Origin of the sequence: Sphingomonas sp. S-NIH.Pt3_0716, assembly GCF_003950715.1 — a bacterium.
GTDB classification, from domain to species: Bacteria; Pseudomonadota; Alphaproteobacteria; order Sphingomonadales; family Sphingomonadaceae; genus Sphingobium; species Sphingobium yanoikuyae_A.
In genome coordinates this window covers 36,301-49,533 of record NZ_QLJK01000026.1, presented here as the reverse complement: position 1 = coordinate 49,533, position 13,233 = coordinate 36,301, and the positions used below count along the sequence as shown (strand labels likewise).

The 13,233-nt window shown below is 64.5% G+C and carries 11 protein-coding genes; 4 read left to right on the top strand and 7 right to left on the bottom strand.

Annotated features, from left to right (window positions below):
• Window positions 1–97 precede the first annotated feature (97 nt).
• The 4 genes from mazG (at window position 98) to BRX37_RS19500 (ending at window position 3,702) form a co-directional block, all read left to right on the top strand.
• Window positions 98–868: a nucleoside triphosphate pyrophosphohydrolase gene (gene mazG, locus BRX37_RS19515; protein WP_004212593.1), complete on the top strand. Its 771-nt coding sequence runs from the start codon at window positions 98–100 to the stop codon at window positions 866–868.
• Window positions 841–1,344 carry a GNAT family N-acetyltransferase gene (locus BRX37_RS19510; protein ID WP_125988826.1) on the top strand — a complete coding sequence of 168 codons (504 nt, stop codon included), beginning with the start codon at window positions 841–843 and terminating at the stop codon, window positions 1,342–1,344. The genes mazG and BRX37_RS19510 overlap by 28 nt, the downstream gene beginning before the upstream one ends.
• Window positions 1,345–1,468: 124 nt before the next feature.
• A complete protein-coding gene (locus BRX37_RS19505) occupies window positions 1,469–2,800 on the top strand; it encodes an NCS2 family permease (RefSeq protein ID WP_125988824.1) in 1,332 nt (443 codons plus the stop codon).
• Entirely contained in the window at window positions 2,797–3,702 is a 906-nt protein-coding gene (locus BRX37_RS19500) for a 5'-methylthioadenosine/S-adenosylhomocysteine nucleosidase (RefSeq protein ID WP_125988822.1), read from the top strand. Before BRX37_RS19505 ends, BRX37_RS19500 begins: the two co-directional genes overlap by 4 nt.
• Before the next feature lie 99 nt (window positions 3,703–3,801).
• Here BRX37_RS19500 and hflX read toward each other — a convergent pair whose 3' ends face one another.
• From hflX to dusB, 7 genes are all read right to left on the bottom strand, one after another.
• Window positions 3,802–5,133, bottom strand: coding sequence for a GTPase HflX (gene hflX / locus BRX37_RS19495; protein ID WP_125988820.1), 1,332 nt, complete (start codon window positions 5,131–5,133; stop codon window positions 3,802–3,804).
• Between the two features lie 75 nt (window positions 5,134–5,208).
• The gene (gene hfq, locus BRX37_RS19490) at window positions 5,209–5,691 is read right to left on the bottom strand and encodes an RNA chaperone Hfq (RefSeq protein WP_004212587.1); all 483 of its coding nucleotides are present in this window, start codon (window positions 5,689–5,691) and stop codon (window positions 5,209–5,211) included.
• A 156-nt stretch (window positions 5,692–5,847) separates the two neighbouring features.
• Window positions 5,848–7,221, bottom strand: a complete 1,374-nt coding sequence (gene ntrX, locus BRX37_RS19485; protein ID WP_004212586.1) for a nitrogen assimilation response regulator NtrX — start codon at window positions 7,219–7,221, stop codon at window positions 5,848–5,850.
• Window positions 7,211–9,466: a sensor histidine kinase gene (locus BRX37_RS19480; protein ID WP_125988818.1), complete on the bottom strand. Its 2,256-nt coding sequence runs from the start codon at window positions 9,464–9,466 to the stop codon at window positions 7,211–7,213. The genes ntrX and BRX37_RS19480 overlap by 11 nt, the downstream gene beginning before the upstream one ends.
• A gap of 98 nt (window positions 9,467–9,564) precedes the next feature.
• The gene (gene ntrC, locus BRX37_RS19475; protein WP_125988816.1) at window positions 9,565–11,007 is read right to left on the bottom strand and encodes a nitrogen regulation protein NR(I); all 1,443 of its coding nucleotides are present in this window, start codon (window positions 11,005–11,007) and stop codon (window positions 9,565–9,567) included.
• Window positions 11,007–12,116: a two-component system sensor histidine kinase NtrB gene (locus tag BRX37_RS19470; protein ID WP_037491486.1), complete on the bottom strand. Its 1,110-nt coding sequence runs from the start codon at window positions 12,114–12,116 to the stop codon at window positions 11,007–11,009. The genes ntrC and BRX37_RS19470 overlap by 1 nt, the downstream gene beginning before the upstream one ends.
• Entirely contained in the window at window positions 12,113–13,135 is a 1,023-nt protein-coding gene (gene dusB, locus BRX37_RS19465; RefSeq protein WP_037506895.1) for a tRNA dihydrouridine synthase DusB, read from the bottom strand. Before dusB ends, BRX37_RS19470 begins: the two co-directional genes overlap by 4 nt.
• Window positions 13,136–13,233: the final 98 nt, after the last annotated feature.

Sequence of the window (13,233 nt, the reverse complement as noted above, 5' to 3'; positions counted from 1 at the left end):
ATATCCGCCTATCGGCGCCCCGTTCGACATCGGGGGTGGCCTTGTATCCGGCAAACGCCTATCCGCAGGCCCATCAGCAGCCAATGCGAAGGTTCCCATGTCCAAAGCCAGTCCCGCCGATATCATGCCGATCGCCGATGTCATGGCGCGGCTGCGCGATCCGGACACCGGCTGCCCCTGGGACATCGAACAGGATTTCGCGAGCATCGCCCCCTACACGATCGAGGAAGCCTATGAAGTGGCCGATGCGATCGAGCGCAACGACATGGCGGACCTGCGCGATGAACTGGGCGATCTGCTGCTGCAGGTCGTCTTCCACAGCCGCATCGCCGAACAGGCCGGCCATTTCCGCTTGCAGGACGTGATCGACAGCATCGCGGCCAAGATGATCCGGCGTCACCCCCATGTCTTTGGCGAAGGCGCCCGGCGCGAGGATGGCCATGCCCAGTGGGAAAGCATCAAGGCGGCCGAACGCGCCGACAAGATCCCCGACCCGAGTGCCATGGCTGGCGTCGCGCAGGCGCTTCCTGCGCTGCTGCGCGCCGAAAAATTGCAGAAGCGGGCCGCCCGCACCGGCTTCGACTGGCCCGACGCTCAGGGTGCGATCGCCAAGATCCATGAGGAACTGGACGAGGTTGCCAGCGCGACCAGCCATGCCCATCGGGAGGAAGAGGTCGGCGACCTGCTCTTTGCTGTCGTGAACCTCGCACGCCATCTGAAGATCGACCCCGAAGTCGCATTGCGTGGCGGAAATGCCAAGTTCGATCGTCGTTTTCGTCAGATGGAGGCAATCGCCGGCGACGCGTTCGTCGGCCTGTCGCTCGACGAGAAGGAAGCGCTATGGCAACAGGCGAAGCAGGCGGAATGATCAGGCCGGTCACGCCGGCGGATCATGACGCGATCTGGGCCATGCTGGAGCCGGTGTTGCGAGCCGGCGAAACGCTGGCGGTCGATCGCGCGATCAGCCGCGAAGAGGCCCTTGCCCTGTGGCTGTCCCCGGACCGCACGGTTCGCGTCGTCGAGGAAGATGGCACCCTGCTCGGCATCTTCTACGTCCGCGCCAACCAGCCGGGCGGTGGCAGCCATGTTGCCAATGCCGGCTATGTCACCGCAGGCCACGCCACCGGACGCGGCGTCGCCCGGCGCATGTGCGCCGCCTCGTTCGATCTGGCCCGCGACCTGGGCTTCAGCGCGATGCAGTATAATTTCGTGGTTTCCTCCAACAGCCGCGCGGTCGCGCTGTGGCAGGCGATGGGCTTTGCCATTGTCGGCCGCGTGCCCGGCGCCTTTGCCCATCCGACGCTGGGGCTGGTCGACACATTTGTGATGCATCGTTACCTTTGACGCGGCGCTTGCGCAGCGGCATAGGGCGCGCAATCGCGACCATCGCGCATAGGGGGTATCTGGTGTCAACTTCGCTGTCCGGGCCGGCCATGGCCCCTTCCCTTTTCCTGCCCGGTTGCGCACAATGACGACTCCCCTGTCGTCCTGGCTGGACAGCCGTTTCCAGATAGCCGCGCGCGGCAGCAATGTGCGCACGGAAATCGTCGCCGGCATCACCACCTTCCTCACCATGGCCTATATCGTGCTGGTCAATCCGGCGATCCTGGGCGAGGCCGGCATGCCGCTGGTCGGCGTGGCCGCCGCGACCTGTTTCGCTGCCGCCTTTGCCAGCATCCTGATGGGGATGGTGGCGAATGTGCCGCTCGCGCTGGCGCCGGGCATGGGCCTCAATGCCTATTTCACCTATTCGGTCGTGCTGGGCCTGGGCATCCCCTGGCCGGTCGCGCTCGGCTGCGTTTTCCTCTCGGGCGTCGCCTTCCTGGCGTTGACCTTGGCGGGCATCCGCCAGATGATCCTGGCCGCCATCCCGCCGCATCTGCTGGCGGCGGTTGCCGGGGGCATCGGCCTCTTCATTGCCTTCATCGGCCTGCGCAATGCCGGCATCGTCGTCTCCAACAGCGCCACCTCGGTCGCGCTCGGCGACCTTCGCTCCGCGCCGGTGCTGCTCACCCTGTTCGGCCTGACGCTGATCGCCGGCCTCTCGATCCGCCAAGTCCGCGGCGCGATCCTGATCGGCATCGTTGCCACTACCCTACTCGGCTGGCTGGTCGGCGCGCTGCATTTCACGCCGACGCCCTATGACGTCTCGGCGCTGGGCAGCACCGCCTTTCATCTCGATCTTGGTGCGGTCTTCGCCGGCAGCCATGGCATCGGCGTGCTGGAAATCATCTTCGTCTTCCTGTTCGTCGACCTCTTCGACAATCTCGGCACGCTGATGGCGGTGACCAAGCGCGCCGGCCTCGCCCGCCCGGACGGCAGCGTGCCCAATCTCAACCGCATCCTGATCGCCGACGCGGCCGCCACCATGGTCGGCGCGACGGCGGGCACCAGCACCGTCACCTCCTATGTCGAAAGCGCAGCCGGCGTCGCAGCCGGCGGTCGTACAGGCCTTACCGCCATCGTCACCGGCCTCCTCTTCCTGCTCACCATCTTCGCTGCGCCCTATGCCGGCCTGGTGCCACTCTATGCGACGGCGCCTGCGCTGATCCTGGTCGGCAGCCTGATGATGGCGCCGCTGGTCGAGGTCAGTTGGGAAGAGCCGTTCGAGGCCGTCCCCGCCTTCCTCACCCTCGCGCTCATCCCCCTCACCTTCTCGATCGCCAACGGCATCGCCTTCGGCATTGTCGCTCATGCGATCCTGAAGCTGCTGCGCGGCAAGATGAGCCGCGCCGACTGGCTGCTCTTCCTGCTCGCCATCTTGATCGTCATCCGCTTTGCCTGGGTTGCCGCCGCATGAAATTGCTTCTAGCCCTGGTCGGCCTGCTGACCGCCACCCCTGCCCTCGCCCAGAAGCTGGACGAGCAGCCGCGCACCGCGATCATGACCGCCTTCCCGCCCGAACATGCCGCACTCGTCGGCCGGATCGAGGAGCCGCGCACGGTGCGCGTCAACGGCGTGCCGGTGACGCTCGGCCAGATGGCCGGCAAGCCGGTGCTGCTGGTCGAAAGCGGCGTCAGCATGGTCAATGCCGCCATGACCACCCAGTGGCTGGTCGATCGCTTCGCGGTGAAGCGCATTCTCTTTTCCGGCATTGCCGGCGGCATCGATCCGTCGCTGCATATCGGCGATGTCGTGGTCGCGGCCGACTGGGGCCAGTTCATGGAAAGCACGATCGCGCGCGAGGCGCCGGGCGGCTATGCCCCGATCTTCCGGACGCCGGGCAACGACCTGCCCAATTATGGCATGATCTTCCCGCGCGATGTCGAGGTCGGCAATGATGCCGAAGCCAAGAGCTGGCACCGCGCCTTCCCGGCCGATCCCGCTTTGCTCACCATCGCCCGCGCCTTGTCATCCTCGGAAAGCCTGGCCCGCTGCGCCGATGCGGCCGCTGCCAAATGCCTGCCGCACCAGCCCAGCCTGCATGTCGGCGGGCGCGGCATCAGCGGCCCCGCCTTCATGGACAATGCCGCCTATCGCCAATATCTGTTCGCGACCTTCCAGGCACAGGTGCTGGACATGGAAAGCGCGGCGGTGGCACAGGTCGCCTATGCCAATCGCGTGCCCTTCCTGGCCTTCCGCAGCCTCTCGGATCTCGCCGGTGGCGACGCCGAGCAGAACCAGATGAGCGTCTTCATGGCGCTCGCCTCGGCCAATTCGGCCCGCGTCGTACAGGATTTCGTGGCGCGACTGCCCGATTAGAGCGTTTTCTAATCAGGTGGAATCACCTGATGGCTCGGAAAACGCGTTAAACCAAAAACTTAGAGCAACCGATCTGACGCAGTCGGATCGGAATTTGCTCTAACGGTCGCGCTTCAGGAACCGGGCGAGGCCGGAGTCGGACAGGCGGACATCCACCTGCATCTCCGCATCGCTCGGCCGCGTTGCCAGCACCTCGCCATGCTCGTGCAGCCAGGCAAGCGCAGCGCCGTCACTGATCGGCAGACGCAGGCTGTGAACCCGTGCGCCACGGGTCAGCCGGCTGCTGATCGCCCGCTGCAGCCCCTCGACACCCTCGCCGGTCAAGGCCGAGATGATGACGACATCATCATGCCGGGCCGCAATCTCGCGCGCCTGCGTGGCACTCTCTGTGTCGAGCAGGTCCAGCTTGTTCCACGCCTCGATGATCGGCGGCGGATCGGCCTCGCCATCGCCGCGTTCCAGCGCCCCTTCGCCGGCGACGCCCAGTTCGCTCAGCACGTCCAGCACGTCGTCGCGCTGCGCCTCGGTATCGGGATGGGCGATGTCGCGGACATGGACGATGATATCGGCCGACAGCACTTCCTCCAGCGTCGCGCGGAAGGCCGCGATCAACTGGGTCGGAAGGTCGGAGACGAAGCCCACCGTGTCGGACAGGATCGCCTTGTCGAGACCGGGTAGCACGATCTGCCGCATCGTCGGATCGAGCGTGGCGAACAGCAGATCCTCGGCCATCACCTCGGCGCCGGTCAGGCGGTTGAACAGGGTCGACTTGCCGGCATTGGTATATCCCACCAGCGCGATCACCGGCCAGGGCGCGCGCTGGCGCCGGGCGCGATGCAGACCGCGTGTCTTGGTCACCTGATCCAGTTCGCGCCGGATCTTGGCCATGCGGTCGCGGATCATGCGCCGATCCGCTTCGATCTGGGTTTCGCCCGGACCGCCGAGGAAGCCGAAGCCACCGCGCTGGCGCTCAAGATGGGTCCAGCTGCGCACCAGGCGGCCGGCTTGATAGTCGAGATGGGCGAGTTCGACCTGCAGCCGCCCCTCGTTGGTGGCGGCGCGCTCGCCGAAAATTTCCAGGATCAGCCCGGTCCGGTCGATCACCTTGGCGCCGGTTCCCTTTTCCAGATTGCTCTGCTGCACCGGGGTCAGCGCATTGTCGACGATGACCAGTTCAGCCTCTTCCTGGTTCACCAGCGTAGCGATCTGATCGACCTGACCGCTGCCGAACAGGGTGGCGGGCTTGCGGTCACGGACGCGGAAGCTCTGGGCGGCGCGCACATCGATGCCGATCGCCAGGGCGAGGCCTCGGGCTTCCTCCAGCCGGGCGTCGCTGTCGCGGCGGTCGCCGCCATGGGTTTCGGCATGCACGACGACGGCACGCGCACCGCGCGCCACTTCGTCCTCGGAGTCGCGATTGAATATGGCCATGTCAGCTTAGAGCATCTGGCCGCGCTCCGGTCTACCCGCGCGGATCGGCGGGAAGACCGGATGCGGCATGGACGATCAGTCGTCCTGCTCGTTCTCACCCGACAGGTCGAGCGAATGGAGCGGTTGCACGGTCGAAATGGCGTGCTTGTAAACCAGCTGCACCATGCCGTCGCGTTCGAGCAGCATGCAGAACAGGTCGAAGGCGGCGATTTCACCCTGGAGCATCACGCCGTTGACCAGGAACATGGTCACCGGGCTGCCCGACTTGCGCACGGCGCTCAGGAAGATCTCCTGCAGCAGGCGCGGCTTGCCATTGCCGTCACTGGCCTTGCGCAGATCGGTCAGGTCCATCGTCTGGGCCGGCATGACCGTCGAAATGGCATGCTTGTAGACCAGCTGCGATTGACCATCCCGGCGCAGCAGCACGGAAAAATTGTCGAACCAGGTGATGATGCCCTGCAGCTTCACGCCCTTGACCAGGAACATGGTCACCGGGGTCTTCGACTTGCGCAGGCTGTTGAGGAAAATATCCTGAAGGTTGTTCACTTTGTCGGCCATGGTTTTTGCCAGTCCTTTATTGGCGGGACGTTACCCGCTCTCGCACCTCTGGGCGGAGGTGTCTTGCCTGCCCCCGCTTGTCGAGGGCGAGGCAATCCTACCGCAATTGCGAAGGGGCGTCCATGCCTGACATCGCCATCGGGAATTTCCCTAGCGTCAGCCGTCCTTTCCGTCGGTAATGCCCAGCAATTTCAGTTTGCGGTGCAGCGCAGACCGCTCCATGCCGATGAAGGTCGCGGTGCGCGAGATATTGCCCGAAAACCGCCGGATCTGGATGCGCAGATATTCCCGCTCAAAGCTTTCGCGCGCCTCGCGCAGCGGCGCGCCCATGATCGCCGACTGGCCAATGCCGTCGCCGCCGCCGCCGCTCGTCAGTTCAGCCGGCAACATGTCCAGTTCAATCCGCCCGATCCGGTCGCCCGGCGCCAGGATCATCGTCCGTTCGATCACGTTGCGCAGTTGGCGGACATTGCCCGGCCATTCATTGGCCTGCAGCGCCGCCATGGCATCGCTGGCGATCTCGGGCGGATTGACCCGACGATCGGCGGCGAAGCGCGCCAGATAATGTTCGACCAGCGGCGGAATATCATCGCGACGCTCGGACAGCGACGGAATCTGCAACGGCACCACATTGAGCCGATAGAAGAGATCCTCGCGGAAGCGCCGCTCCTCGATCTCCGCCGTCAAGTTGCGCGCCGTCGAGGAAATGACGCGCACGTCCACCTTCACCTGCCGCTGCCCGCCGACGCGGGTGAAGCTCTGGTCGGTCAGCACCCGCAATATCTTGCCCTGGGTGGTGACCGGCATGTCGGCGATCTCGTCCAGATAGAGCGTGCCGCCATGCGCCTGTTCCAGATAGCCCGGACGCACCAGTCCGCTGGGATCCTCGACGCCGAACAGTTCTTCTTCGACCCGGTCCGGGTCCATCCGCGCCGCGGCGACGATGATGAAGGGCGCATCGGCGCGACCGCTCCAGCTGTGCAGCATGCGGGCGGCGACTTCCTTGCCGACGCCGGCCGGGCCGGAAATCAGCACCCGGCTGCCGGTGCCTGCAACCTTCTTGATCGTCGCCCGCACGCCGTTGATCGATGCCGACGTGCCGGTCAGCTCATCATCCTGGCCAAAGCGCGCGCGCAGCGTCTGGTTCTCGCGCCGCAGTCGCTCGGTCTCGGTGGCGCGCGCCACCAGATGGAGCAGCCGGTCCGCCTCGAACGGCTTCTCGATGAAATCGGCCGCGCCTTTGCGGATCGCCGCCACCGCCGTGTCGATATTGCCATGGCCGGAAATCATCAGCACCGGGACGGTCGCGTCGCGCCGCTTGATCTCGTCCAGCAGTTCCAGCCCGTCGAGCTTCGAACCCTGCAGCCAGACATCGAGCAGCACCAGCGAGGGGCGCCGGCTGTCCAGCGCCTCGATCGCGCTGTCGCTGTTGGCGGCGGTGCGGGTGGTAAAACCCTCATCTTCCAGCACACCCGCAACCAGATCGCGAATGTCCTCTTCGTCGTCGACTATCAGAATATCAAGCGCCATTGGCCGTCACTTTTCCTTTGGGCAAGGCAACCACCTGCCCCTCTTCCAGTTTCTCCAGGGCCACGACAGGGAAGCGCAGCGTAACCCGCGCACCCCCGCCTTCCGCGTCATCGAAGCGGATTTCGCCCATATGTTCTTCGACAATCTTCTTGACGATGGCCAAGCCCAAACCCGTCCCCTTCGACCGGGTGGTCATATAGGGCTCCAGGATGCGTTCACGCTCGGGCGGCAGGCCGATGCCGTCGTCACGCACTTCGATTACCAGTGCGCCATCAGCCTCATGCAGGCGCATGCGCACATGGCCGCGCACGCCGCCATCCTCGGGCGCCGGCTTCGGCTCGATCGCCTCGACCGCATTCTTGACGATATTGGTCAGCGCCTGGCCAAGCTGCCGGCGATCGCACACCATCTCCATGTCCCCGGCATCCGCGTCGAAGGCGAAGCGAATATCGGGATGGGCCACTTCGTGCAGGAACAGCGCGTGCCGGGCGATGTCGCCCAGCGCCTCGCGCCGGAACACCGGCTTGGGCATGCGCGCAAAGGAGGAAAATTCGTCGACGATGCGGCGCAAATCGCCCACCTGCCGCACGATCGTCCCGGTCAGGCGTGCGAAGGTCGACTTGTCGCTCGTCACTTCTTCGCCATAGCGGCGCTGCAGGCGTTCGGCCGCCAGCTGGATCGGCGTCAGCGGGTTCTTGATCTCATGCGCGATGCGCCGCGCCACATCCGACCAGGCAGCGCGGCGCTGATCCGACAATTGCTGGGTGATGTCGTCGAAGGTCAGAATATGGCCGGACACATCTTCCGACACCTTGACCGCCAGGGTCCGCAGGTCGCCTTGGGCGCGCACCTGGACGATGCCGGCATCCTCCTGCGACGCAACCAGTTCGGCCAGCTCAGCCGAAATCTCGGCCAGCGGCCGTCCGACCGGATCATCGCCTTCACGCACCAGGATCGCGGCGGCCGAGCTGTTCAGCAACTGGATCACGCCGCCGCGATCGACCGACAACACGCCGGCACTCACGCCCGACAGGATCGCCTCGATAAAGGCGCGCCGTTCATCAAGCTGGCTGTTGGCCGCGACCAGCGCACCGGTCTGCGCTTCCAACCGCTGGGTCATGCGGTTGAAGGCGGAGGCCAGCGTGCCGATTTCGTCCCGGCTGGCCGGGCTGGTCACGCGCGCGGACAGGTCGCCCGCCGTGATCTTGCGGGCCGCTGTCACCAGTTCATTGACCGGCCGCACCATCCAGTCGGCGACCGCCAGCGCGATGTAGACGGCGATGCCGACCAGCAACAGCGACCCCACGAACAGCAGCAGGTTGAACCGCAATTGCAGCGCGCGGGATTGGGCCGCGAACAGATCATAATCGCCCAGCACCTTCTGCGCCCGCTCCACATTGGAGAAGGACGAACTGCCGGCATTGCGCGTGGCATAGAGATAGATTTTGGAATTGGGGTAGAGCAGCGTCACCGCTTCGATCTGGTTCGGCTTGGCCGCCACCACCACATCCTCGCCGGACGCCAGGCGCTTGATCACATCGGCCGACAGCATTTCGGACGCTGGCCGGCTCTCGGGATCAACCGTCGCGGCGGTCCGCGCCACGCCGTCCTTGCCAATCTCGATGATCGCCGACCGGTTCAGCTTTCGCGTCACCACCTGATAGATATAGCCCTCGGCAAAGCGGGGACTGGAAACGCTCGACTGGCCCAGATAGTCGCGCAGATCGCTCGCCATGGTCAGCGTCTCGTCGCGGACCTCGCGCAAATTCTGCTCATAATAGCCGCGCGCCAGGTCGCTGGCATTTTGCAGCATGCCGCGCGCACTGTCCGAAAACCAGAATTGCACGCCATATTGGAACAGCAGCGACGCGAAGATCACGACCAGCAGCATCGGCACGCTGGCCACGACCGAGAAGATCGCGACCAGACGGACGTGGAGCTGACCATCGCTACCTATGGCGGATTTCGCGGCCCTGCGTTTGGCCACGCGGCGCCCCAGCAGCATCAGCAGCGCGATCGCCGGCACCAGATTGGCGACCAGCAACAACGCCACGATCGGCGGGGTCAGCAGGGTGTAGGACTGGTCCTGCCCGGACAGCAGGCGATAGGTCAGGCCAGCGGTGCCGAGAAACAGGATCAGCGTGACCGCTTCGATCGCGGCGGCCAGGCGACCGTTGCGCAGGTAAGGCCGGATCAGCCTCGCCCAAGCCTGCCCCCGTCGGGGGATTGTCACCGCACCAGTCATAGTGGCTTCGTTACAACAATGCCGTGCCCGATCAAACACAGTTTTTACATAAAACCATGTCGCTGGTCGATGCGATTGGGCGCTTCGTCTCGCCCTTGCTAGTCCCCCAGCCGCAATTGCAGCGGGTCGAGGCCATAATCGGTCAGCTTCTTTCGCAGCGTGTTGCGATTGATGCCGAGCAGGCCGGCGGCGCGGATCTGGTTGCCGTCGACGCTGGCCAGCGTTTCCTGCAACAGGATCGGCTCGATCACCGCCAGCAGATTGTCATGCAACTGGGGATTGGCCTGCCCCAGCCCGACGCCGAGCTGCCGCTTGGTCCATTCCCGCACGGCCTGCGCAAGCTGCCCTGCGGGCGCGGCATGGTCGGCCGGCACGGCATCCAGCGGCAGTGCGTGGCGCAGCATGTCGGCCGCGATCACATTCTCGCGGCTCAGCACGGCAAGCCGCTGCATGATATTCTGCAACTCGCGGACATTGCCGGGCCAGTGATAGGCCATCAGCAACTGCGCGGCGTCCTCGGCCAGCGCCTTGCGCGGCAAGCCATCCTGCGCCGCCCGATCCAGGAAATGGCGGGCCAGCAAGATTACGTCCTCGCGCCGTTCGCGCAAAGGCGGCAGCGACACCGGCACGACATTGAGCCGATAATAGAGATCCTGACGGAACCGGTTTTCCTCGATCAGCCGCGGCAGATCCTTGTTGGTGGCGGCGATGATGCGGACATCGACCCGTACCGGCTTCGACCCACCAACAGTCGTCACCTCGCCCGACTGGAGTACGCGGAGCAGCCTTGTCTGCGCTTCCATCGGCATGTCGCCGATTTCATCCAGGAACAAAGTGCCGCCCTGCGCCTGCTCGAACTTGCCGGCGGTCCGCGCCTGCGCGCCTGTAAAGGCCCCCTTTTCGTAGCCGAACAGCTCCGCTTCGATCAGTTCGCGCGGAATGGCCGCCATGTTGATCGCAACGAAGGGCCGGGTGCGTCGCTGGCCCAGGCTATGGATGGCTTCGGCCACCAGCTCCTTGCCCGTTCCCGACTCGCCCAGCACCAGGATGCTGAGATCATTGGAAAGAACGCGGGCAATGGTGCGATAGACTTCCTGCATCGCGGGCGATCGCCCCACCAGCGGCAGGCCGTCATGCGGCAATCCTTGCTCGCTCGTGTCCGTCCCGCCCGATCGATGCCCCAAGGCGTCCGCAACAGCGCGCGTCAACTCATTGAGATCAAACGGCTTTGGTAGATATTCGAACGCTCCCTTCTCGGTCGCCCGGATGGCGGTGTTCAGGGTATTCTGTGCAGAAAGAATGATAACATTCAGGTCGGGCTTGCGCTCGATAATCTCCGCCACGCCATCTAGGCCATCGCCGTCCGGCAACATGACGTCGGTGATCAGAATGTCCGGAGAAAAACTCTCCATCAGCGCCGTGCGTTCGCGGATCGAACCGGCGATCTTCACCTTGTGCCCCTGGCGCCGCAAAGCCTCGCCCACGACCACACAGATGGCGGGATCATCATCGACGACCAGGACCGTACCCGTTGCGGCCATCAGCCCATTCCCATCGGCAGCAGGATGCGGAAGGTGGATTCCCCGGCTTCCTGATCGCGGGAATATTGCACGAAACCGCTCATGTCCCTCACCAACTTGTCTACCAGTGCCAGGCCGAGCCCCTGCCCGTCCCGCTTGCCCGTGATGAACGGGTTGAAGAGGTGGTCCAGAATATGTTCGGGTACGCCCGGCCCATTGTCGATCACCACGATCTCGATCGGCAGCACGGCGCTGCCCTTGCGATCGCCGACCAGCACCGACATGCCATGCCGGAACGCCGTCTCGACGCGAATGCAGGGTTGCTCGACATGCTCCAGCGCTTCCGCCGCATTCTTCAGCAGGTTGATCATCACCTGCACCAGCGCATCGTCGTTGATGATCGCGAATGGTAGGGATGGATCATAACGCTTTATAATTTTTACATTCTTGGCAAATCCGGCCGCCGCAATATGCGATGCGCGATCGATCAACGGATAGATGTTGCCGGGACCGCATTCCAGCGTGCGGTCGGTCGTGAAATCCTGCATCCGGTCGATCAGGGCAGCGATCCGGTCCACCTCGTTGCAGATCAACTGGGTCAGCGCGGCATCGCTGCCGCCGTTGCTCGTCTCCAGCAACTGGGCCGCGCCGCGAATGCCGGACAGCGGGTTCTTGATCTCATGCGCCAGGATCGCCGCGGCACCGACTGCCGATCGCGCGCCGCCCGCCGTGCCGCGATGGCCGATCTTGCGGGCCTGCCCCTGCGCATGGATCGACACCACCCGCCAGCCCTCATGATCGACGATGGGGGAAATCATCAGATCGACCTCCATCTCGGCGGTGCGCCCGGCATGGACCTTGATGTCATAGGCGGCGATCGGCTTGTTACTGTGCCAGATATCAAACCGGGCGCCAGCCTCCGCGATCCGCACCGTACGCGCCACGTCACTGCCGATGATCGCCGACCGCGCCATATTCAGCAGCGTTTCCGCCCGCACATTGGCATCAGCAATGCCGTTATCCGGCCGCACCACCAATGTTGCGACCGGCAACGCCGTCATCAGTTCCGACAGGGATGGTCCATCCTGCTGCATCTGAAGCGGCGGGAGGGACGGCAATGGCATGGTCATGCAGCCTGAAGTGCCACCGCCGGTTCATCCGCCGCAATCAGCGGCTCATAAAAGGCGGCCAGCATATCCAGCACCCGCTGCGCGTCCGCCTCCTGATTGACCGTGTTGCGGAACTCCGCCGATCCGGTCAGGCCCTTGGTGTACCAGCCGATGTGCTTGCGCGCCATATTGACGCCGGTCATATTGTCATAATGATCCAGCATCATGCGATAATGTTCTGTAATCAGATCATATTGTTCGGCAAGGCTCGGGTCGGCACGGCGCTCGCCGGTGGCGAACCAGTGCATCACCTGGCCCAGCAGCCAGGGCTTGCCATAGGCGCCACGGCCGATCATCACGCCATCGGCGCCGCTCTGGTCGAGCGCAGTCTCGGCGTCCTCGATCGAGCAGATGTCGCCATTGACGATCACCGGCAGCTTGACCGCATCCTTGACCGAGCGGACGAATCCCCAGTCGGCGCTGCCCTTGTACATCTGGCAGCGGGTGCGGCCGTGAACCGTGATCAGCTTCGCGCCCAGATCCTCGGCGATATGCGCCAGTTCGGGCGCATTGAGGCTCGAATGATCCCAGCCCATGCGCATCTTGACCGTCACTGGCACATCGACCGCCTCGACCGTCGCCTTGATGAGCGCCGCCGCCAGCGGCAGGTCGCGCATCAGCGCGCTGCCCGCATCGCCATTGACGACTTTCTTCACTGGGCAGCCCATGTTGATGTCGATGATCGCCGCGCCGCGATCAGCGTTCAGCTTGGCGGCTTCGGCCATTTCCGTCGGCGAACAACCGGCCAGCTGCATCGACACCGGTTCTTCCAGCGGATGCCAGGCGGCCTTCTGCAGCGACTGGCGCGTCTCGCGGATCATCGCCGCGCTGGCGATCATCTCGGTAACGTTCAAACCCGAACCAAAACGGCGGACCAGCGTGCGGAAGGGCATGTCGGTAACACCGGTCATCGGCGCCAATATGACCGGCATGTCGACCGTTACCGGTCCAACGGAAATGGGGGAAAGCCTGCGCGTCATCTTCTATCACTGCCTAAAAAACAGGCAGCCCTTAGCCGAAAATGGCCGCGACGACAAGGCAGGCCCCGGACCATGTGTAGCGCTTTAGTAGTTGGCGA

Coding starts and splice junctions, on each gene's coding strand:
- mazG (WP_004212593.1), top strand. CDS start 98: ATGTCCAAAGCCAGTCCCGCCGATATCATGCCGATCGCCGATGTCATG.
- BRX37_RS19510 (WP_125988826.1), top strand. CDS start 841: ATGGCAACAGGCGAAGCAGGCGGAATGATCAGGCCGGTCACGCCGGCG.
- BRX37_RS19505 (WP_125988824.1), top strand. CDS start 1,469: ATGACGACTCCCCTGTCGTCCTGGCTGGACAGCCGTTTCCAGATAGCC.
- BRX37_RS19500 (WP_125988822.1), top strand. CDS start 2,797: ATGAAATTGCTTCTAGCCCTGGTCGGCCTGCTGACCGCCACCCCTGCC.
- hflX (WP_125988820.1), bottom strand. CDS start 5,133: ATGGCCATATTCAATCGCGACTCCGAGGACGAAGTGGCGCGCGGTGCG.
- hfq (WP_004212587.1), bottom strand. CDS start 5,691: ATGGCCGACAAAGTGAACAACCTTCAGGATATTTTCCTCAACAGCCTG.
- ntrX (WP_004212586.1), bottom strand. CDS start 7,221: ATGGCGCTTGATATTCTGATAGTCGACGACGAAGAGGACATTCGCGAT.
- BRX37_RS19480 (WP_125988818.1), bottom strand. CDS start 9,466: ATGACTGGTGCGGTGACAATCCCCCGACGGGGGCAGGCTTGGGCGAGG.
- ntrC (WP_125988816.1), bottom strand. CDS start 11,007: ATGGCCGCAACGGGTACGGTCCTGGTCGTCGATGATGATCCCGCCATC.
- BRX37_RS19470 (WP_037491486.1), bottom strand. CDS start 12,116: ATGACCATGCCATTGCCGTCCCTCCCGCCGCTTCAGATGCAGCAGGAT.
- dusB (WP_037506895.1), bottom strand. CDS start 13,135: ATGACGCGCAGGCTTTCCCCCATTTCCGTTGGACCGGTAACGGTCGAC.